The organism is candidate division KSB1 bacterium (assembly GCA_034506255.1).
GTDB classification, from domain to species: domain Bacteria; phylum Zhuqueibacterota; class Zhuqueibacteria; order Zhuqueibacterales; family Zhuqueibacteraceae; genus Coneutiohabitans; species Coneutiohabitans thermophilus.
The window spans coordinates 468,410-488,961 of the sequence record JAPDPX010000002.1 but is presented as its reverse complement, the minus strand read 5'-3'; the positions used below and the strand labels follow the sequence as shown (position 1 = coordinate 488,961).

Genomic DNA, 20,552 nt, shown 5'->3' with positions numbered 1-20,552 from the left:
AGTTGCAGGATGATTTCCGCGCGGACACTGTGCCCGTGCGCTCCTGGACGGAAGGCCGGGCACAGGCAGCGGGGTGCGTTCATCCGCAATCGTTTCTCACAACACCCATCCGGGTCTCACAACGCGGCGGTCGTCAAAACTCCAGGCGCAAGCCGGCAAAAATTTGGCGCGGACTGGAGAACAGGTCGTTGCCGGTGGTGCTGTTGTAGGCCCAGCGATTGTCGCGGTTGATCGCGTTGTAAAGCTCCGTGTACCTCGGGATGCCGGCGAAGGAGATCGCCAACTGGCTGCGCAGCCAGCCGTCATCCTCGGCGGTGCCGGTGTTAGGATAAACGTTGATGACGTTCTTGGTGTTGAACAAGTTCAACACGTTGATGTAAAATTCTGCGTCGAATTTGCCCAGATCAATCAGCCGGCTGAAGTTCAAATCGATGTTGAAGTTGAACGGCGTCGTCGAGGAATTCACCGGCTCCACCGGATTGCTGAAGCGCGGATCCGCCAGCGGGTAGACGCCGATGTTCCAGGGGTTGGATTGGCCCAGGGTCCTGGGCTCCTGAATCTGGGTATAAGCATGGCCGCTGTTGAACGTCAGGATGGCGTTCAAACCGGTGCCTTGCAGAATCTTGCCGCCATCGCCTTTGGCAAAACGATAGTCGAGCACGATGGAGCCGCGGTGCGTCTGGTTGAAATCAAGTTTGTAGGTGAGAATGGGATAGCGTGCGCCGCCGTCGCTCACTGCCACCTGGGTCTGGCGGCTGTCCGAACCCGTGCCGCGGGCATCAGAGAGCGTGTAGTTGATCTTGGCGGCCAAACGCTTCACCCGGCGCAGCTCAAGCGTCAGTTCCAGACCTTTGACCGTGCCGAAATCATTGTTCAACAAACCTGAGAACACGGTCTGGCCTTCCGGGATTGAACCCCGACCCTCGGAGAGCACGCGGTCAAAGCGAAGCTGGTCGAGCAGGTCCTTGTAAAAGCCAGTCATGGTGAAGGCAAAGTTGTCGCTGATTGACTGGCGGATGCCCATCTCATACTGGGTGGTGCGTTCCGGCTTGGCGGTGAAGCCGGCATATTGGCCGAAATAGCCATAGGGCGAACGCGACACCGGGCTGACAGAGTTGCTGAAGATGCGATTGCCGGTGAAGATGTCGGTCAATTGCGGCAGTTGCACATACTTGCCGTAGGTGGCATAGAACACGGTGCGGTCGGTCACCGGGAAGGAGAAATTAACGCGTGGCAGCCAGTAGTCCTGCGACTTGGCGGTGGTCACCTTGGTAAGGTCGATGTAGTTGAGCTTTTCATCGAACGCCGGGTTCTCCAGATCGTTGGGTGCCAGGGCGTCGGTGGAGATGCGCTCATAGCGCAAGCCCAGGTTGACGACCAGATCGCGATACTCCAGCTTGTTTTGCACATAGGCCGCCCAGAACATCGGGTGGCGCGGTCCCTCGGGCCCGTCATTGATCTTGTTGCCGAAAGAGTCGTAACCATAAACGTTCATCACGCCAGCGCGCGCGGTGCGGACCTGCCGCTCCTGCTCGCTCTCGAACTGGCGCGGGCTTTTGCCATCGCGGCCATAGAGATAGATCAAAGCCGCGCTGATATTGTTGACGTCGAAGCGCCGCATGGTCCAGCGGTCAACCCGGCCACCCACTTTAATTTCCCAGGTCTTGGTCGCCTGGCTGGTGAAATCCAGCGAGGCCCCGATGTTGCTCTGGCTGTTGCGGAAGTATCGGCCGACAGCCACGTCGTTGGCAGGTAGCCCTACCGGGGAATTTTCATGATAGAACAAGAATTTGTTCACCGTGCTGTAGGCATGGGGCGGCTCATAGCGGCTAATGAAGCCGGTGTAACCTTTTTCGGCGTTGGCCAGACTGTCGGCATAAAGCATCCAGTTGTCGCCGAAAGTTTTGTCATACTCGCGGAAACGCCGATCGGTGTAGGAAACCGCCACCTCATAAAAGGTCTTGGGGTTGAGCACATGCGTGGCTTTGAGATTGGCCAGGCTGGTTTTGGTCTCCTGCGTGGGCAGGCGGCGACGGAAGATGTTCTGCAGCGCCGCCGGCCAGGAGCTGCCACTGGGCTGCGTCACCTGGCCATAGCTGCCGGTGAAGCGAAATTTCAGTGAGTTGGTCAGATCATACGCCAGGGTGCCTTGCACCGAGTTGTCTTCGCGCTTGTTGCGCGGAATGTAATTTCTCTCGAACTCCACCGGGCCTGGCAGCGGCTTACCGGCACCATCCCGGCCCGCCGGCCCGAGGGCGTCGGTCACAAGATCTTTAAAGCTGAAAGGCTCGACAAAACGAACCTGGCGGTTGCGCTGATAATTGTGTTGCCCTGCGATGAAGTACTTGGTTTTGCCCAGCAGCGTGCCACTCAGAGTGACCACCGCATTGCGATGACCAAAGGAGGACGTGCTGAGAAATTGCTCGCCCGGTTTGGCAAAATCATCGGTGCGATAATCGACCGTGGCTTTGAATTCCGGGCCACCGGTGCGCACCGTGGTGCGGACGATGCCGGAGTTGGCACCGCCGAATTCCGCAGTGTAACCACCCGCTTGCAACTGAATTTCCTCAATGGCCTCCTGAATCACACTGACATTTTCGGAATTATTGAAGGGGTTCAATGCGGTGGCCCCGTCGATATAGTAGGCCACTTCACCGGTGCGGCCACCGCGCACATGCAGATCGCCATCCTGCAGCACCGTTCCCGAGTTCAACGCCACGATCCGTTGCACGCCGCGGAACGGCAGATTCTGAATGTCTTCCTGCGTGGTCAGGCGAACGGTGTTGGTGGTGTTGCGCTGGATCAGCGGGCGCTCGGCCACGATTTCCATTGCCTCTACCGCAATCGCGGAACTGGGCAGCGAGAAATCCTGGGTGGTCGTCAAGTTGGCGCTGACACGCACGTTGGCGATCGCCACGGTCTGGTAACCGATGTAGCTCGCCCGCACGGTGTACACGCCGGGCGGAATACTCAAAATGACGTAATCGCCATTGAGGTCCGCCGAAGCGCCCAGCGTCGTGCCGTCAATCACGACGTTGGCGCCGATCAGGGGCTCGTTGGTGTCCTTTGCCGTCACCCGCCCGCGAATTTTGCCGTCTTGGGCGAACAGCATGCACGGCAGCAGGAGCAACGAGACAAGCACTGCCATGGACCTGCGATGCATACTCTACCTCCTCCAGGATGGTTAGTAAATAAGTTTAGTTGCCGGATCCTTCCACGAAGAAGAGCTGGGGCCATCACAACATTGCCAGAGACACATCCGTAAGGTGCGAGGTATCACAGCTCACCTGCCTGCAGACAAGAGGTCCGCGCTGCCTCCCAACATATGTAACCGAGGCTTTACTCAAGCGGCGTCCGCTCACCCACTCTGTCCTGCGAACGCCCATTCCCTTAATAATAAAATGAAAAAACCCTCCAACGCAATGGCGCGCTGCGCCACTAGCCGAGGGCTAATGCAGCCAAAGTACCGAAAAAATGTAGTGTAGTAATGACGGTAGTATGAAATACTCATTTCGCAGAACTTGGCACACCCACTGCCGACGCTTTGATTTCTTGGCGATCCGTCGGAAGTTTTGTCCTTCCTGCTACTCTACTGCCCCGCTTAAATCGAGTGGTTGTCTACTCCAAAATCAATGCACGGAAAGGGAAACTCTCTTGCGAACTACGGAATCACCGTGGTCAGAACCCAGCCATAACGCACGGAGAAAAATTTTTATCAAGATGAGGAATGCTTTAACAGAAATTATGCCAACGCAATAACAAGACAGGATAGATGGCCACCCAAGAGAAATACAAGCATTGAAATCAAGATGTTATGGTTAAAAATTCAACTCGAGTCAAGTCCGATTTTATAAAGCGGTGTGCGCAATTTTGCATAATATCGGGAAGGCATTTGCACGAAGGCAGCAGCCGCGTGGGGATACCGCCAGAGGATACCAAGACCGGAAACGCCGCCTGCCCGCGATGGCGATCCGCCTACAGCCAACGGCCACGAATGCATCGGCCGCGCCATTCACAACTTTTTGCTTGCATCTCTGAACCCGGAGTTCCATTTTCCGCCAGCTCTCGCGTCGACTCCGCAACGCACCATGACGCTCACATGAGGAGGCCTTTATGCTGTCTTGCAGATGGCTTGCCAAATTGTTGATTCTCTGGGGAGCCCTCCTTCCCGCCATCTTGTCCGCCCAGCAGAGTTCCTTTTCAGGGATTATCCGCGACCTCAACACCCACCGTGAAATTCGCGGTGTCAGCGTTTATTTCCAGGGTACAAAAATCGGCACGGTCAGCGACCTGAGTGGCCGTTTCACCTTGCGGCTGATTGATACCAGCTCTGCCAGCATCGTTGTCTTTCAACACGTGGCCTATGAAACCCGCACGCTCCCGCTCGCCGAGTTGCTCAAATTGCGCTACGTTTACCTGCAGCCGCGCGTCATCGTGCTGCCGGAGATCGAAGTGCGGGAGGTCGGCGAGCGGCCGCCGAAAATTGCCAGGGATTTGCCCCAGGCCGTGTCGCTCATCGACGCGAAAAATTTCGAAATCCGCGGCTTCGTGGATGCCGGCGATTTGCTCAAGACCGATCACAGCGTGCAGGTCGCGGAGCAGCTCAGCGGCCGCAAAACCGTCTCGATTCGCGGCAGCAATGCGGATGAGGTCGCCGTTTTATTCAACGGCATGCGGCTCAACAGCGCCTATGACAACCTCTTCGATCTGCAGATGCTCGATTTGCAGGACCTCGAGCGACTGGAGGTGATCAAGGGCAGCAACACCGCCCTCTACGGTGCCGATGCCTTCGGCGGGGTGATCAACGCGGTGCCGCGCGTGCAGAAGGATTATTCCATCCGCTTTCAGCAGCGCTTCGGCACCTATCGCTCCGGCAACTGGGGGCTGCATTTCTTCCGCCAGTTCAACCGGTTGCTGGTCTCCTACAATTTCAAGCGCGGTGCTTCCAAACGCAATTTCATTGCCCTCGCGGAAGACCTGGGGTTGAAAAACACCGAGCGGCATCATGCCGCCAACCTCACCTACCGCTTCCCCGGGGCCGGCGGCAGCCCGTCGGGCAAATCCCTGACGGCAAGCTACCTCTACACCGACCGGCGCTACACGGATCAGCTCTTCGACGAGCGTGCCGACAACTTTAATCACATTCTGACCGTGCGCTACACGGTGGCGCAGACCCGCCAGCCGGACTTCGAGCTGGCGGTCTCGCTGCATCAAATGGAAGAAGACCGTCAGGTGGTGAGCGCGGGATCGGTGAGCGGCGCGATCGACAATCGCGCCCTTCATCTCAATGCGGAAAAACACTTTCCCCTGGGCCGGCTGGATCTGCTCACGGCATATCAATTCGAGGGGGCAGTGCTGGATTTTCTCGATGACCGCGACGTCCCCGGCGAGCAGCGGCTGGGGCTGCACTCCGCCTCCTTCACCCGCCAGCATCACGGCGTGGTGGCCATTGCCAAATTGCACAATAACGGCGGCTCGGACTTTTTGCAAACTGTGGATGTCGATCTCAGCATGCGGCATGATCGCGTGCTGGATGAACAGCCGGAGTATGTGCTGCGCGGCAATCCGGCGGATCCGAATCCCCTGGCAACCGCCGGTGCCTTCAGACGCCATGACTGGCACGCGACCACATTCAAATTTGCCCTGGGTTTTTCCGGGTATCGCAACAACCTCGCGGTGAACGGCTATTTGAACGTGGGCGCCAGCGTCAAATTTCCCACGCTGCTGCAGCAAATCAGTTCACCCGCCTTTTTCGCGCCGGCTGCCAGCCAGCCCAATCTCGAACCGGAGCACAACCGCAGCCTGGAGCTGGGCGCCAGCATCATGCGCGACGTGCGCGCGCAGACCAGCATCTACGGCTGGCAGGTGAACGGCAACTTCTTCCAGAATTATTATGCCAACAAATTTCGCGCGGCCGCCACGCCCGGCATCCCGATCCTGTTCTACGACAACGTGCAAAACGCCCGGATTTCCGGCATCGAATCGCAGGCCAGCGTTTTCCTCTTCCGCAAAAAAGTGACCCTCAGCGGCGGCCTGGCGCGCTACGCAATTTCCGAGAAGGCGGCGTTTCCCTTCAAATCCGATCTCAAGCGCACGCTCACCTTGAATCTCGATCATCAAGGCTACTCCTTCCAGGCCTACTGGTTTACGGAGAGTGAACAGGTGGGCTGGCTCCGGCGCGTCAAGCTGGGGGATCAGGCGAGCGGCGCGCCGGCGTTTGGCGGTCTGGCCGAGGTGACCCTGCCGGGCTATTCCAACCTCGATTTGCATCTCAGCAAAACCTTCAGCATCGACAAACTGAAATTTTTCGTCAATGCCTCCGGTCGCAATTTGATCAACAAAACCGATCAGGTGCTGCAGGGACTGGCGATTCGTGATCGGCGCTATTATCTCGTGCTCGGTGCGCAGTACTGACTCCCCGGAGTCGAACCTCTTTTCAGGAGTTCCTGCCATGAGAAAGCCTTCCTGGTGTGCCGCCGCCCTGTTGCTCACCCTGGCGCTGATGGGCTGCAGCAGCAGCCCCCTCTCCGAGCAGGGCATCGCGCAGCAGAGCAATGAGCTCAGTGGCCGGGTGGAACTGAGCGATGGCAGCCCTCCTGCCGATGTCTATGTCTGGCTGGAGGGAAGCACCGTCTCCACGCGCACCACTGCCACCGGCGAATTCTCCTTGCATTTGCCGGCGGCACAATCCCTGCTTATCGCCGGCTGGCATCGGCTCTATTTCTATCTCGCCAATTACAAACTCAACTGGGTCGAGGTTCTGATCAACAACGGCCGCTTCGTCAAGGGTGCCGGCGGGGTGAACGCGCGCGGCGAATTGCTTGACCGCGTCTCGCTTTTCAAAATTCTCGAGATCACCACGATCGTTTCGCCGGCCGTGGTGCCCAATGTGTTCGAAGGGCCGGTGGATGTGCAGGTGTCGTTGCAGGCCACGCTCGACTCGGTCACCGTGGTCTATCCCAAAAGTGTCGGCGGGCTGCTGGGCGCCATCGTGTTGCAGCGGCAGGAGGATGGGCGGGTGTTTGCAGACGTGCCCGATGTCAGCGCCCGCACCCGCGATTATGACCGCATTGGTCGCGAAGTGCGCAGCCGGCGGATGGTATTCAATTTCACCCCCAACATCGTGCCGCCCGGGCATTATGAAGTCATTCCGTACTTTTTCATCGAGCAGGAAAATATGCCCGCCGGCCTGCTTGCCAGCCTGGGGGAGCATGTCGAGGAAATCGGAGCGGAGTTTTTGAAGATTCCAGCGAAACGGGTGGGTGGCCGGTTTGTTGTGACCGAGGGCGGCGCCGGCCGGCGATGAAACGGCCGGCAGCCAGTCGCGCGCGGTTGCGGCGGAAAGAGCTCCTGCCTGCGAGGCAATCTCAAGCGTACAGGAAAAACCATTTGCTTATTTGGCGGCGATTCACCATGTAATGGCCGAGGCCAGATTTCAGACAAGCGGAAATCCGAAGCCCGCGGGCAGCAATCTGCCCGATTCGTACACCATTGTCTGGCACGAGGTTTCCGCCACCCTTGTCATCCAGTTGTCATCCAGCAAGGATCTTGTGAAGATTTGGGCACACTGCCGTGTCATTCACATCAAAAGCGTACCGCGAAGACAAGCCAAAAACTGGGGCCGCTGCACGGCAGCATTTGTTTATGACATGATTTCTCTGAAATCCTGCAAATCCTGTCATCCTGTCGAAAAGCAAATCCTTTTGAGAATTGCAGTCCTGGGGCGGCACAAAAATTTTGGGCAGAACATTGGAGCAACAGAGTGATCTCAGATCAAAATTCTGCCGCAAACTTTCAGAGTTTCTTTCTGCGTTTGATCGACGAATCTGCGTAAAGTGACGGCGCATGAGGCGGCCTCACGTGCATGGAATTGGTTGCCAACTTCTTCCGCCGCGCTGTCTATGAGCAAAGTCATCCGCATTCTCTTCCTCGCTGCGAATCCCCGCGACAGCAGCCCGCTGCGCCTGGACGAGGAAGTCCGGCGCATCGACCAGGCGCTGCGCCAGTCCCAATTTCGCGACCGCTTCGAGATCGAACAGCAATGGGCGGTGCGCGTCAGCGATCTGCAAAGCCATCTCCTGCGCTACCAACCCGATATCGTACACTTCAGCGGCCACGGCAGCGAGGCCAGCGAAATCATTCTGGAAGACCACGAGGGCAACAGCCAGCCGGTGTCGAGCGCGGCGTTCGGGCAGTTGTTTGCCCTGTTGAAAGACAACATCCGCTGCGTCGTGCTCAATGCCTGCTTCTCCGCCGGCCAGGCACAGGCGATCGCGCAAGAGATCGATTGTGTCATCGGCATGTCTTCCGCCATCGGTGACGCCGCCGCGCTCAGTTTTGCCTCTGCATTCTATCAGGCGCTGGGCTTTGGCCGCGATCTGCAAACCGCCTTCGACCTCGGCTGCCTGCAAATCAATCTCGAAAGTCTGAATGAGCAGCACACACCCAAGTTGATTGCGCCGAAATCCAGCCCCAAGCAGATCATCTTCGCCGCTGTCGAAACCCGGCCGACCGGCGCCGTGCCGGCTGGTCCGCCCGGCGGCGCCGCCGTCTCCTCACGCGAATATGCCATACTCATGACCATCGGCACGGCTTGCCTGTGTTTGATCATTCTGGTGCTGGGCACGGTCTGGGCCGTGCTCGACAACAAGATCAACGTGGAGACACTCGGCAAAATCGAGTCGGCCGGATTCGGCGGCGGGCTGCTGGGTTTCGGAACGATTCTCTACCGCATCATCAAGATCGCCTTGTCAGGAGGTGGACAGAAATGAATGTGAAGAAAACCGGCGGCAAAACGCAGGCGGCCGGCCGGCGCGTATCGCTCTGGATGGTTGCCCAACTTTTGCTTACGATTGTCACGGTCGTGGTGGTGATGGTGGTGGGGCAGAAGATTCGGCCGTTGATCGCTAGAAAGCAAGCGCTGGAAACCGAAATTCGCCAAATGCAGGCACAACGCGCCTACCTGGCGTTCACGCTGGATAGCCTGGCGCGACAAGTCGACGAATTATCCCGGACTCTGCAAGGCGGTGGCTACGAGCCGGCACAAAGGGAATTGTCATCGCTGAGGGTGGGACTGAGCCAGGCGCAGGCGCTCGCCACGGTTCCTGACACCGCGACGATTCCAGCGCGGCTCTATATTCACATTCGCGATGAGCAACAGCGACCGGCAGCAAAGCAGGCGGGCGAGCAGGTGAAGGCCGCGGGTTATGTCGTGCCCGGCATCGAGCGCATGGTGGATAAAGGGCCGCAAGTAACCGAACTGCGCTACTTCCGAAAAGCGGACGAGGCTGATGCCAGGCGCTTGCAGGCAGTGTTGGCCAAGGCGGGCGTGGAAGTGAGACTTTCAGATCTGTCAGCGTCCTATGAAAATTCCAGGAGCATCCGGCCCGGACATTTTGAGTTGTGGTTTGCACCCGGCGAAATCGAATTGCAACTGCGCAAACTCAAGCGGTGATTGAAGCAGCCGCTTTCCCGCACGCGGGATTCCCCCTCTTCAACCGGTTCAGCGGGATTTCATCGCCGTCAGGAAGAGGTATCGATACCAATAGCCGGTGGCACCCGCGAGGCCGGCCGGCACCATCGCCACCAGCGCCGTCAGCACAAACAGCAACCCGACGCTGTTCCAACCGAATCCGGCGCCGAGCATTGCTGCCACGCGATCGGCAATGAATTGACCGGACGACAGCCAGTTATAAAGGCTTGCGCCCAGCCACAGCGATCCCGCACTCACCATTCCCACTCCCATGCCGTGCCACACCGAGCGGGCTGCCCACATGCCATAAACCAGCGGCACCAGCATGATCCACCACCAAAACGGCGTGAGAAGCTGGAGCAACAACATGAGCAGCAGGCATATCATGACTCCTTTCATGGCCGCCCTCGCAGGATTGTTCTGGCGATGAGACGATCATCGCGCTGCCATGGTGATTTCAAGTAAAGCGCTGCGTAACTTTTCCCGGCCAGCCAGTCATCCACAAAGTTGTCGTAAAACCGTGAGCCGGGATTGCCCGACTGGCCGCCCGGATAAATCACCAAAGCTTGCGGCTGCGGACCGAGGGCAACTATCATGCGCCAGGAAGGCCCAGTGGTGTTGGTGATGGCATTGACGCAGGTGTGGTTGCCGCTGCTGCGCAAACCCAAGCGCCCCAGGCCGGGAATATCGGCAAGATGGCGAAGGTCGGTTCCGCGCGTGTGGCCCCATTGCCAAGCCGGCCCCAATGGCCCGAACTTCTCGCGAAGCTGGTGCACCGCGGATTGAAATGCGAGCCAGGCGAGGTCTGGCAAAGTTTCGAGGGCAGCGGTGTTGCGCCGGTCGAAGTAGGGCGCCTGCGGCGCATGCAAAATCAAGTCAACGGTCACATCCCGGCGCGGCCGGTCAAGATCGCCGGCGCGGTCCGGCCATTCATCCTCCCAAATCAAGTCCATCAGAACCCGCCACCATTGCGCGAAAACGGTGGGTGCCACCAAAGCGGCGTGATTTTCATAATGCCATTGCTGCAGCTCATGGCGTGCCTGCCTTTCCGTTTCTGTCAAACCGGTATCGGGCAATTGTGCCAGCAACACCGGCAAAACCGTGGCGGCATGCAAATCGAAAACGTCGTTCTGCAGGGTCTGCATGTCTGCCGGGGTGATGTCCCGCATGGCAGACAGCCGGGCATTGATGCGGGCGCCGCGTTCGAACGGGGCATAATCACTGCCGAGATAATAAGGGTATTGCTCGGCCACGGGATTCTGATTCGCCGAGCTGACGAAGCCACGGGCCGGATTGAGGAGGTGCGGCAGGTGATCGCGCGCGACCCACCCCTGCCAATCGTAGGCGCGGCTGCTGCCATCGCTGACGGTGCGGCCCTGTTGCGGCCAGCGCAGCGGGAAGCGGCCATGGTGCCACAGGGCAATGGTGCCGGCGCTGTCGGCGAATACAAAATTCTGCGCCGGGCAGGCATAGTGTTCCAATGCGGCGAGAAAATCGCTGTAATTGCGGCTGCGGTTCAATTGCAGAAAAGTGGCCAACTCGTTTGAGGAGTCGTGCGCCACCCAGCGCAGGGCGGCGCCGCGCGGCAGGTTGCCGGCAAACGGTTTTTCCGAATCGCGATAAACGACCGGACCGTGATGGGTGAAGGGCATCGAATCGCGCACCACCGCGCCGCCGCGGATCCTGATTTCCTCGACGCGCCAGGTCGTTGGCCGCCAGGCGCCGTCATGGAGATAATCCTGGCGCGTGCTGTCTTGAAAAACGATGTGATACCAATCCATCACATCGGATTCGGCATTGGTGACGCCCCAGGCCGCGTGCTGGTTGAAGCCGATGATCACCGCGGGCGCCCCCGGCAGGCTGACACCATAGACGTTGACCGAGGGCGAGACCAGTTGCACCTCATACCAAATCGCGGGCAGGTTGAGCGTGAGATGGGGATCGTTGCAGAGGATGGGATAACCGCTGGCCGTGCGACTGCCGGCCACCGCCCAATTGTTGCTGCCCTGCCCCGGCATGGCTGGCGAAAGCGAAGCGTCCGCCGGCGGCACATAGTTGAACTTGTGCGCGGGCGTGGGCACCGCGACCGGCACAAATGACCAGGAAGTCCCGGCCGGCACGATCGGCTCCATGAACGGCGGATAGTCGGGATGCAACACCCGGGTCAACGAATCGCCCAGCAACGCGATCGTGCGCGACTTCACCACTTCTTCATTGCGACTGGTCAGGCGCCAGGCCATGAGCTTCAACAGCAGCGCCGATTTCATCACCGTCCACGGTTCCGGCCGGTAATCAAGAATCTTGTACTCCAGCGGCAGGTGGCGCAGCGGCAGATTGCTGATCCAGGCGTTGACGCCGCGGGCATAGGCCTCGGCCGCCTGCCAGGTGGCAGAATCGGCGCGCATGGCGGCCACGGCATGCTCGGCGGCGTAAACCATGCCGACGCGGCGGCGAAAGCGGTCGTGTTCCAGCGCACTCGCACCGACAATCTCCGCCAGGCGGCCGGCAGCAATATGCGTTTGAAACTCCATTTGCCACAGGCGGTCGCGGGCGGTGAGATAGCCCTGCGCAAAATAGAGATCGTGGTCGTTTCCGGCAAAAATATGCGGCACACGGCGATCATCCCACAAGATGTGCACGGTATCCTGCAACCCGGGCAGGAGCAGGCGGGCTGGCAGTTCATCCAGGCCGGTGTGGTTTTGCCAAAAACCGGCAAAGGGATTGAGGAATTTCCCGAGCGGCGGGATGCCCTGCTGCCGAAAATTGAGCAGGGAAAAAACGGCCAGCAGCAACAGCATGCCGAGGACCGGCTTGCGCCAGCGCATGATCGCTCCCAAGGAGTGCGGTGAAAATTGGGCGGAGTGTATTCAAATCCGCCGGGAAAGTCAAGCGCAAGCTGTGCCGGGCAACAATGCCCGACCGACGTGTGGGACCTGAATTTTGCACTCAGTTTGGTCGTTTCGGCGGGAAACGCCAATGTGATCGCGACGGCCAACCACCCACGGGGTGGGGCACAAAAATTTTGCAGGCAAACGTGCGGTCAACTCCTGCAGGGGGGCACTTCACACACGCCACTTCTTCCAGACAACAGCAAACCGGAATACAAAATTCCGGCAGCACAACAGGGATTCAATCCGCAGTGTCAGGATCAAATACAAACCATCCGCCCATGAAAAAAGTCATTTCGGGGGAGTCCATTTTCGTGGGAGAGAAGTTGTGACGCCTTCGGCAAGCAGGTGAATTTCGCAATCAGGGTTTCGCCACATTCGAAAAAGTCTTGCTTGACTTCGAACAGACTAACCAATGGAGTTTTGTGAGCACGCCATCTCTTCCGGGCAACAGCAAGCCAGCATGCCAAATTCAGGGTGGGAAGCTAGGACGATTGGACCGCTTGTCTGCAATGCCGGCGGCCCGCCTGCGCCACGGCATTTTCACGAGGAAAAAAGAGAGGCCGTGCCAGGCAAACATGCCATGCCGGCTGCACAAACCAAAAGGCCCGGGTCGCCAGACCCGGACCTTTTGGCTGTGAGAGGGTGCCATGCTCTGCATGCTGTTGGTTACCAGCACAATCGTTCGTTTCACCGCGGGCAAAGGCAATCCGCATGCCGCGTTGCACGCGGGTCGGAGGCGCGACCATGGCAGCGAGATAATTACAGCAGGATGGGGCAGATGTGAATGTTGCGGGAGGATGGCCGGCAGGCAGGGCAAGGGCAACCGCGCCGCAGTCAAATACAAACTCGCAGGCGGGAATTGCAAATCAGTCGGAGGCGGGCAACACCGAGCGATACACCGTGACTTCACGAATGGTCGAAGTCAGCACACGGTTGTTGAATTCCAGGCACATGCCCGGCGCCGCCAGAATATCCAAACAAATCATGCTGACGCACCAGGTGCATCCATCGATTCTGACGCGATGGGGTGACAAGCGCGCGATCAAACCAGCCACCCACCACCAGGAGGGTGTCATCTTCGATCATCACCAGATCATACTCGGAATTCTGCGTGGTGACGAGCATGCGGTCGGCGAGGCGCAAGTCACCGCGCCGAATGCTTTTCAAATGGGGTATTTGTTGCGCACACTGCTCGAGAGTCAGGACCCGCCACCCCGCGGGGGAAACGGCAGACAAGGTGGACTGCGGTTCCGTCTTCCGTCGCACGGCAGTCATCCCAGTATTTGAGTCTGTCGATCAGCATAAAAACAGTGCCGGGATTGTTGCCATCCATCACCGGAGGTCAAACCGCGCACGGTCGTGCGGATTGATGGTGGGAAAAATAAAAGCAATTTTGCAATGGGACGCCATCACAAAAATGCCGGGCCAGCCGCGACCGTGCTGCTTGGGTCTGCTTTGGGCATCTGTCAGCGCGTGCCCGGCTTGCCCGGCAAAGCGGTTACGGGAGGTTGCCTGCCGCGGCAGCGCAACCCCTCCGCCTGGGATGGGGATTAGTCTTGCGAAAGATCGGTGGAGTCGGAGGAAGAATCGCCGCCCCAGAAGTCATGGTGGATGGTGCTCCCCTCCCAGATGGGCGAATAGGGGTTGTTGACTTCCCCGCTCTCGTCAAAGGAATCAGGGTCGTCAAAGCCGCCGGTCCCATTCTCTTCATCACGGGCTTTTGTCGCGTGATGGTTGATAAAGGTGTCTGTCCAACTCATGATGACAGCCTCCTGCAGATTGAAGCGTTGAAAGTATTCTGGCACCGCGCCAGGACTCCGCATGGCGCCGCCAAACCCTGAACGTATCGCAGCGGCGGTCGCGGTGCGCATCACCCCGGCTGCCGCCTTGCCGGCACATGCCATCAGACCAACTCAGCGAGTGCCGCGAGCAAACCCTTCCGACATCATCCCTGAGCGCCGTCTGTGTTCGCGCCCGCAGTACCAAAACCACCCCCCAAAGCCCCGGGTCAAATTGACGTGATTATCTACCAACAAGAGGCGGAAATTGAAGAAAGCTGGAAGAGGTCAACCGGGGTAATGGATTCTGCGAGCAGGTGTGGAAGAGGTGTCCCGCAAGGACGGGTGAGAACGTGACTCTCTCTGGAAATTTGGCGGCATTTTTTGACGACGCAAAATAAAGAAGCCTGCCAGGAAAATCAAGCATGCCGGCTTCAGCCGCCAATTTTCATGTCACGGCACTGCGACAAAACCCGCCGGCATGCGGGCGCCCGCTCAGCGTGCGGGCTGCGGGCGGGCGATGCTGAGCACGGCACCGGTGCCCGTGTCGATCGTGACGCGCGCAACCTGGCCATTCGCCTGCGCGATGCCGCAGCGATAAAGCAGACGTTCCCCGTCCTTGAATACCCGCCAGCGCAACAGTTCGCCCGGCACGGCTGCCAGTGCGGTGGATTCCGCTGCCGCACGCACTGTCAGGCTGAGCGGTACCGTAAGGTTTTCATTATCCGCCATGGCTTCGCGCAACTCCTCGGTGCGATCGATCACTTCGAGAATGCGGCCCGTGGCGGCATCAATGCTCACGCGTTTCGCCGTCGAATCATTTTGCACCACGACCTTGTAAACCAGGCGGCCGAGATCGATCTCCTGTCGCAGGCTGGTGACGAATCCCCCCGGCACCTGCTCACAGGCAATTTGTTCGGCATCCGAGCGGGCAGCGGGTTTAACGGGCTTCTCGGCGGCGCATCCCAGGGCCGCCAGGCAGCTGACAGCAATCATGACCACGTTCTGCTTGGCAAACATGGCATGCACATCCTCACACTGTTCCGATGAAAGCAGCACAAAAATTCAGGCTTCCCCTCCGTTCCGCGCACCTGTCCCTGCGCCGGCGGCGTGGCGACGCCCACCAAGCTGCCATGCCAACCCGCCGGCAGCACAATCTGCGGCGCACGGGCGGGGATGCGGGTGCGCGACGGGGTATATAGCAGCAAGCAACGCTGGCAGCGAAAGGTGGATTTCTAGAGTGTTGCCACAGGCGGAGCCCAAACACAACCGCCCGGGTGCTCGCTTGCAAGCACCCGGGCGGGTTCTTCGTCTCTGGGCGGACGCGGGATTATCTTTCGATCGAGAAGGCGTTGATCGGCGAGGGGCTTGCGGCAGCCGCTTCGTCCAGCGGGCGCTGACGCATCTGGACGAGCACGCGCAGGGCTGCCAGCACCGCCAGACCGCAAATCACGGCATTGAACAGCAACGCCAGTGTGACATCCAGCTTCTCGGCAACAAAACCGATTTGCAAACTACCCACCGGCATCAAACCGCCAAAACACAGCACATAAAAACCCATCACCCGGCCGCGCAAGTGATCCGGCACGCGCTGTTGCAGCGCCGTGTTGCTGTTGACATTGAACAGAATCAGACCCAGACCCATCAGCGCCACACAGAGAGTGGCAAACAGCGGTTGGCGGGCAAGTGCGAACGTCGTGATCGCGAGGGTGAAGATGACCAGCCCGGCCAGCAAAATCTGGCGCGGCCGCCAGCGGCTGCCCAGTGTCGCCGAGAACACCGCCCCGCCCAGCGCCCCCAAACCGCTCGCCGACAGCAGTTGTCCGAGCTCAACAGCGCCACCGCCCAGAATCTTGTCGGCATAAACCGGCAGGATGACGGTGTAGGACCAGCCAAAAACCGTCGAGACCGCCACCAGCCCGAGCACGCCCCACACCAGTTGCGAGCTGCGAATGTAAGCCGCCCCCTCCCGCAAGGATTGCAACAAGCGCAGCGGTGCCTGTTGCGCGCGGATTGGTGCAACCGTGCGAATCGCCGCCACCGCCAGAACGGTGGCGAGAAACGACAGCGCATTGGCGGCCATGCACCAGGCGGTGCCAAAAGCTGCGATCACCAGACCGCCAATGGCCGGCCCGATCATGCGCGCGCCATTGAACATCGCCGAGTTGAGCGCGATGCCATTGGCGAGATCCTCCTTGCCCACCATCTCCACCAGAAACGACTGCCGCGCGGGAATGTCAAAGGCATTGACCACGCCGTTGAGGAACACCAAAACCGCCACCAGATGAATGCCGATGAGCTGCTGCCAGATCAACACCGCAAACAGGCTGGCAATGATCATCGCCAGCACATTGGTGATCAGCACCAGACGGCGACGGTTGCAGCGGTCAGCCAGGCTGCCGCCAATCAACGCGAACAGTGACAGCGGCAAAAATCCCAAAAAGCTGATCACGCCCAGCCAGGCCGGCGAATGGGTGAGTTGATAAACCAGCCAGCCTTGCGCGGTGTTCTGCATCCAGGTGCCGAGGAAGGACACGAACTGGCCGGCAAAAAAGAGGCGATAGTTGCGATGCCGCAGGGCACCGAACCGAAGCAGGAAAGTCACGAGCGGGTTGCCATGAAATGGAACAGGGGAAGGGTCGATCGTCGCGCGGAGAGCGGCCTGCCCCGGGATACCTTATGATGCCACACGGGCACGCGCATGCGCCGCAATCGCCGCGAGCACCGCGGACAGATCCGCGGCCACCGGCCGCACCGGGTTGGCATGACGGCATTCCAGCGGTGCGAGCGCCTGTTGATGATAGGCGATTTTGGCTTCGACAAATTTCAAACCATTGGCAGTGGCGATCACCACCACCCGCTCCCGCGGTTGCACCTGCCGGCGGGCTGCCATTTTGATGAGCGCCGCGAGCGCCACCCCGGTTTGCGGGCAGACGAAATGGCCGTGACGATCCGCGAGTGCCGCGGCCTCGGCCAGTTCCGCTTCCTCCGCCTGCTCGACAATGCCATCGCATTGCTGCAGGATGCGGATGGCTTTTTTGTAGCTCACCGGGTTGCCGATCTGAATTGCGCTCGCCAGCGTGGGCAGTGCGGGCTTGGGATGAAAATCCCGAAAGCCGCGGCGAAAGCTTTCATACAGCGGATTGGCATGCGCCGCCTGTGCACAGACCAGGCGCGGCAACCGGTCGATCACGCCCAGTTCGCGCAGCAACAGAAAACCGTTGCCGAGCGCCGCAACATTGCCGAGGTTGCCGCCCGGCACGATCACCCAGTCCGGCACCTGCCAGCCCAATTGCTGCACCAGCTCCACCGCCACGATCTTCTGCCCCTCCAGCCGCAGGGAGTTCATCGAGTTGGCCAGATAAACCTCGGGACGCGCGGCCAACTGCTGCACCAACCGCATGCAGCCGTCGAAATCGGTGTCCAAGGCCAGCGTCAGGCTGCCATGCGCCTGTGGTTGAATCAATTGCGCCGGACTGATCCTGCCCTGCGGCAGCAACACCACCGCGGGGATGCCGGCGGCGGCGCAATACGCCGCCAGCGAGGCGGAGGTGTCGCCGGTCGAAGCACACACCACCGCCTGGAGCGGGCGGCCGGCGGCGATCATCTGCTTCACCTGCGACACCAGCACGGTCATGCCCAGGTCTTTGAACGAACCGGTGGGGCTGTCGCCACACTGCTTGATCCAAAGCTGCTCCAACCCCAGATGCCTGCCGAAACCGCCGGCCGGCCGCAAAGCAGAGTAGCCTTCGCCCAGCGACACGATGTGGTCATCCTGCAACAGCGGATGCACCCATTCCTTCTTGGCCCAAATGCCGGAGGCGCCGGCGCGCAGTTGGTACCGTTGCTCAAACAACTCGCGCCATTGTGCGCCGCTGCGGCGGCGGAGGGCTGCCAGATCGTGCTTCACCTCCAGCAGGTCATGGCAGTGCGGGCAGCGGTAGATGATCTCATCGAGGCGATATTCGCCGGCGCAGCCGCTGCTGCAGCGATAGCAGGCATGCAATTCGTTCATGAGCGCGCCTGGCGGTTCATTTGCCCTGGAAATTCGCGGGCCGTTTTTCCAGAAATGCCCGCGTGCCTTCCTTCATGTCTTCCGTCGAGAAGCACATGCCGAAGAGATTGGATTCGAGCTGCACGCCCTCCTCCAGCGTCATCTCCAGGCCGTGCACCACCGCTTCCAGGGTGAGTTTGACCGCGACGGGGCCCTTTTTGAAGATGGTTTGCAAAATCTCCTCGCATTTTGCCAGCAATTGTTCGGGCGGCGTGACGTGATTGACCCAGCCCAGACGGTGCGCTTCATGGGCGTCGATCATGTTGCCGGTGAGCAAAAGCTCGAGGGCGCGGCCCTTGCCGATCAAGCGCGGCAGGCGTTGCGTCCCGCCGTTGCCGCACATGATGCCGAGATTCACTTCCGGCTGGCCAAACTTTGCCTTTTCCGAGGCCACCCGCAGATGGCAGGCGAGGGCCAGCTCGCTGCCGCCCCCCAGGCAAAAGCCATTCACCGCGGCAATGACGGGCTTGGGATAGTGTTCGATGAAGCGCAGAATCTCCTGACTTTGCTGCGAAAACTCCTTGGCGCTCACCGGCGTTTGCTGCGCCAGCTCGCCGATGTCGGCGCCGGCGGCAAAGGCTTTCTCGCCGGCACCGGTGAGGATCACGCCGCCCACCGCCGGATCATCTTTCACCGCGGCAAGCGCCTGCTGCAATTCCTGCATGGTTTGCCAGTTGAGGGCGTTGAGCTTGTCCGGCCGGTTGAGGGTCAGGTAGGCAATTTTGTTTTTCACTTCAAACAGAATGTTCTGGTATGACATGACGTGCTCCCTTCCAAAGGTCGGCGGCGGCGTGAACTCCGGCTTTCCTGCCTGCAGCGCGCAGGGCGGGGGATCAGCGGCCGTGAGCTGCTGCCGGTGATTTTGTCTGAAAACAAATTCGCCCGCAGCATCGGAAATTCCCCGGAGAATGGAAAGCGGAAATTTCCCCGGCGCCTTCCGGTTGCCGCGGGCGAAAACGGCCGCGCCCGGAAACGGCGGCTCAACTGGTTTTGCTTTTGGGCTTCACCAGGTCCTTGCGGCTGAGGTGCAGCTTGTCGAAGCTGGCGGCCGAGATGACATAATACCACTTCGCGAAGCGGGCATTGAGATCGTTGGAGAGATTGCGGCCCTTGTCCATCTTCTTTTGCCACTCGTCATATTCATCCTGCAGCCGTTTGTTCTCGCGATCCGCGTCGGTCCACAAACTGTCGGGCTTGTTGGCGAAGTCGGTGTTGCGCGGCTTCCTGGGTTCCGGCGGCAACAGCTTGGGGTCGAAACTGGTGGTGATGAAGAGATACCGGTTCTCACCCGGACCGCTGGCCGGTTGGTTGGTGAGGGAATCGATGCCGGCGGTGACCGCCTCGCCCTGGCCGTAAACCACTTCACCGAAGCGCAGCGTGTAGATCACGCCGTCCTTGGTGGTCGCCTGCAGTTCGCCTTCATTGGAAAGCAACTGGCCGCTGGGGGTGAAGTAGTAGCCCTTGCTCTGCAGCGAGAGCATGTCGGCCTGCGAAAGCATCACGCCGGAACTGGCTTTTTCCAGGCTCTGCGACAGGCCGGCCGGTTTCAGCCGCACCCCCACGATGGACAGGCCGTCCAGCGCGGTGAGGAAGTCGTTCATCTTGGTCTTGTCCACTTCCTCGTTGCTGCGCATGTTGTTCGCCACCCAGTCGTTGTCCTTCTTGTCCAGCACGAGCACGTCACGCTGGTTGACCAGACCGCGGCGCTCGTCGATGGAATAATCCCTGAGCACGACCTGCTTGATGTCATCCCGGTTGACTTGCAGGAGATCGGACTCGATCCAGTCGCTGAACTTGGTGGAGATGTCGATGTTCATGCGCACGGCATAGACGCGCTTTTGGCCGGGCACGCGCACGAAGCGGAAGCCGTCACGGCCCTCGACGGGCTTTCCGATGATGAAATCCGCCAGCACCTGCTCGCTCGCGCCCTTGAGGGTGACCCGCTTGCCGCGGCCCTTCAGGCTGACCGCCTTTTCATCCAGGGGATCGACGACACCACAGGCTTCATGATCGCTGATGTTGTCGGAGCGGAAATCATCCTTGCGAATGTCGATCACTGCCGCGGCGGTTTTCGCCAGACGATCCTTGCCATCCGCCGGATAGTTGTGGTGCGAGGGGATGGTCCACTTGCCGTCCTTCAGTTGCACTTTGAAGGGCCGCGCACTGCCGGTGGCCTCGTCGTAATCGATCACCTCCAGCGAGGTGGCGGCGAGCGGGTCCTTGAAGTCCGGGAAGAAAGGCTGGCCCTGATCGTTGAAGGCCGTGGGGGTGACGCGGCGCGGGGCGGTGATCAAGGCCAGCAGCAGCAAACCGGCCGCCGCGCCGACGAAAGTCAGAGTTTTCTTTTTCTCGTTCAT

At 59.8% G+C, this 20,552-nt stretch carries 15 protein-coding genes; 6 read left to right on the top strand and 9 right to left on the bottom strand.

All coding sequences use genetic code 11. The features are described 5' to 3' along the window. Positions 1-133: 133 nt before the first annotated feature. The gene (locus ONB52_05545) at positions 134-3,148 is read right to left on the bottom strand and encodes a TonB-dependent receptor (protein ID MDZ7415612.1); all 3,015 of its coding nucleotides are present in this window, start codon (positions 3,146-3,148) and stop codon (positions 134-136) included. A gap of 965 nt (positions 3,149-4,113) precedes the next feature. Between ONB52_05545 and ONB52_05540 the strand changes: the two genes are divergently transcribed. The 5 genes from ONB52_05540 to ONB52_05520 all read left to right on the top strand — a co-directional run bounded on the left by ONB52_05540 (position 4,114) and on the right by ONB52_05520 (position 9,454). Then, positions 4,114-6,414 carry a TonB-dependent receptor gene (locus tag ONB52_05540; GenBank protein ID MDZ7415611.1) on the top strand — a complete coding sequence of 767 codons (2,301 nt, stop codon included), beginning with the start codon at positions 4,114-4,116 and terminating at the stop codon, positions 6,412-6,414. Between the two features lie 37 nt (positions 6,415-6,451). After that, on the top strand, positions 6,452-7,306 hold the full coding sequence (locus ONB52_05535) for a carboxypeptidase-like regulatory domain-containing protein (protein ID MDZ7415610.1): 855 nt from the start codon (positions 6,452-6,454) through the stop codon (positions 7,304-7,306). Between the two features lie 91 nt (positions 7,307-7,397). Continuing rightward, the gene (locus tag ONB52_05530; GenBank protein MDZ7415609.1) at positions 7,398-7,766 is read left to right on the top strand and encodes a hypothetical protein; all 369 of its coding nucleotides are present in this window, start codon (positions 7,398-7,400) and stop codon (positions 7,764-7,766) included. Positions 7,767-7,901: 135 nt separating this feature from the next. Further along, complete coding sequence (locus ONB52_05525) at positions 7,902-8,771, top strand: CHAT domain-containing protein (protein ID MDZ7415608.1); 870 nt, start codon at positions 7,902-7,904, stop codon at positions 8,769-8,771. Then, entirely contained in the window at positions 8,768-9,454 is a 687-nt protein-coding gene (locus ONB52_05520; GenBank protein MDZ7415607.1) for a hypothetical protein, read from the top strand. The genes ONB52_05525 and ONB52_05520 overlap by 4 nt, the downstream gene beginning before the upstream one ends. Positions 9,455-9,502: 48 nt before the next feature. On the opposite strand, the gene ONB52_05515 is transcribed toward ONB52_05520, so the two are convergent. Both ONB52_05515 and ONB52_05510 read right to left on the bottom strand, forming a co-directional pair. After that, positions 9,503-9,871, bottom strand: a complete 369-nt coding sequence (locus tag ONB52_05515) for a hypothetical protein (GenBank protein MDZ7415606.1) — start codon at positions 9,869-9,871, stop codon at positions 9,503-9,505. After that, positions 9,868-12,297 carry a penicillin acylase family protein gene (locus tag ONB52_05510; GenBank protein MDZ7415605.1) on the bottom strand — a complete coding sequence of 810 codons (2,430 nt, stop codon included), beginning with the start codon at positions 12,295-12,297 and terminating at the stop codon, positions 9,868-9,870. The genes ONB52_05515 and ONB52_05510 overlap by 4 nt, the downstream gene beginning before the upstream one ends. 1,050 nt (positions 12,298-13,347) lie before the next feature. Here ONB52_05510 and ONB52_05505 point away from each other — a divergent pair. After that, complete coding sequence (locus tag ONB52_05505; GenBank protein ID MDZ7415604.1) at positions 13,348-13,650, top strand: hypothetical protein; 303 nt, start codon at positions 13,348-13,350, stop codon at positions 13,648-13,650. 263 nt (positions 13,651-13,913) lie between these two features. Here ONB52_05505 and ONB52_05500 read toward each other — a convergent pair whose 3' ends face one another. The 6 genes from ONB52_05500 to ONB52_05475 form a co-directional block, all read right to left on the bottom strand. After that, complete coding sequence (locus ONB52_05500) at positions 13,914-14,267, bottom strand: hypothetical protein (protein ID MDZ7415603.1); 354 nt, start codon at positions 14,265-14,267, stop codon at positions 13,914-13,916. Positions 14,268-14,636: 369 nt separating this feature from the next. Beyond that, complete coding sequence (locus ONB52_05495) at positions 14,637-15,137, bottom strand: PepSY domain-containing protein (GenBank protein ID MDZ7415602.1); 501 nt, start codon at positions 15,135-15,137, stop codon at positions 14,637-14,639. Between the two features lie 334 nt (positions 15,138-15,471). Beyond that, complete coding sequence (locus ONB52_05490; GenBank protein ID MDZ7415601.1) at positions 15,472-16,746, bottom strand: MFS transporter; 1,275 nt, start codon at positions 16,744-16,746, stop codon at positions 15,472-15,474. A 72-nt stretch (positions 16,747-16,818) separates the two neighbouring features. Next, positions 16,819-18,156, bottom strand: a complete 1,338-nt coding sequence (gene thrC, locus ONB52_05485; protein ID MDZ7415600.1) for a threonine synthase — start codon at positions 18,154-18,156, stop codon at positions 16,819-16,821. 16 nt (positions 18,157-18,172) lie between these two features. Beyond that, positions 18,173-18,955, bottom strand: coding sequence for an enoyl-CoA hydratase-related protein (locus ONB52_05480; protein ID MDZ7415599.1), 783 nt, complete (start codon positions 18,953-18,955; stop codon positions 18,173-18,175). 220 nt (positions 18,956-19,175) lie between these two features. Then, positions 19,176-20,552 carry a DUF4340 domain-containing protein gene (locus ONB52_05475; protein MDZ7415598.1) on the bottom strand — a complete coding sequence of 459 codons (1,377 nt, stop codon included), beginning with the start codon at positions 20,550-20,552 and terminating at the stop codon, positions 19,176-19,178.

Excerpts from the sequence above, each read along its gene's own strand:
- ONB52_05535 (MDZ7415610.1), top strand. The coding sequence starts at position 6,452 with ATGAGAAAGCCTTCCTGGTGTGCCGCCGCCCTGTTGCTCACCCTGGCG.
- ONB52_05545 (MDZ7415612.1), bottom strand. The coding sequence starts at position 3,148 with ATGGCAGTGCTTGTCTCGTTGCTCCTGCTGCCGTGCATGCTGTTCGCC.
- ONB52_05480 (MDZ7415599.1), bottom strand. The coding sequence starts at position 18,955 with ATGTCATACCAGAACATTCTGTTTGAAGTGAAAAACAAAATTGCCTAC.
- ONB52_05525 (MDZ7415608.1), top strand. The coding sequence starts at position 7,902 with ATGAGCAAAGTCATCCGCATTCTCTTCCTCGCTGCGAATCCCCGCGAC.
- ONB52_05510 (MDZ7415605.1), bottom strand. The coding sequence starts at position 12,297 with ATGCGCTGGCGCAAGCCGGTCCTCGGCATGCTGTTGCTGCTGGCCGTT.
- ONB52_05515 (MDZ7415606.1), bottom strand. The coding sequence starts at position 9,871 with ATGAAAGGAGTCATGATATGCCTGCTGCTCATGTTGTTGCTCCAGCTT.
- ONB52_05475 (MDZ7415598.1), bottom strand. The coding sequence starts at position 20,552 with ATGAACGAGAAAAAGAAAACTCTGACTTTCGTCGGCGCGGCGGCCGGT.
- thrC (MDZ7415600.1), bottom strand. The coding sequence starts at position 18,156 with ATGAACGAATTGCATGCCTGCTATCGCTGCAGCAGCGGCTGCGCCGGC.
- ONB52_05540 (MDZ7415611.1), top strand. The coding sequence starts at position 4,114 with ATGCTGTCTTGCAGATGGCTTGCCAAATTGTTGATTCTCTGGGGAGCC.
- ONB52_05500 (MDZ7415603.1), bottom strand. The coding sequence starts at position 14,267 with ATGGCATGTGCCGGCAAGGCGGCAGCCGGGGTGATGCGCACCGCGACC.
- ONB52_05505 (MDZ7415604.1), top strand. The coding sequence starts at position 13,348 with ATGCTGACGCACCAGGTGCATCCATCGATTCTGACGCGATGGGGTGAC.
- ONB52_05520 (MDZ7415607.1), top strand. The coding sequence starts at position 8,768 with ATGAATGTGAAGAAAACCGGCGGCAAAACGCAGGCGGCCGGCCGGCGC.
- ONB52_05495 (MDZ7415602.1), bottom strand. The coding sequence starts at position 15,137 with ATGATTGCTGTCAGCTGCCTGGCGGCCCTGGGATGCGCCGCCGAGAAG.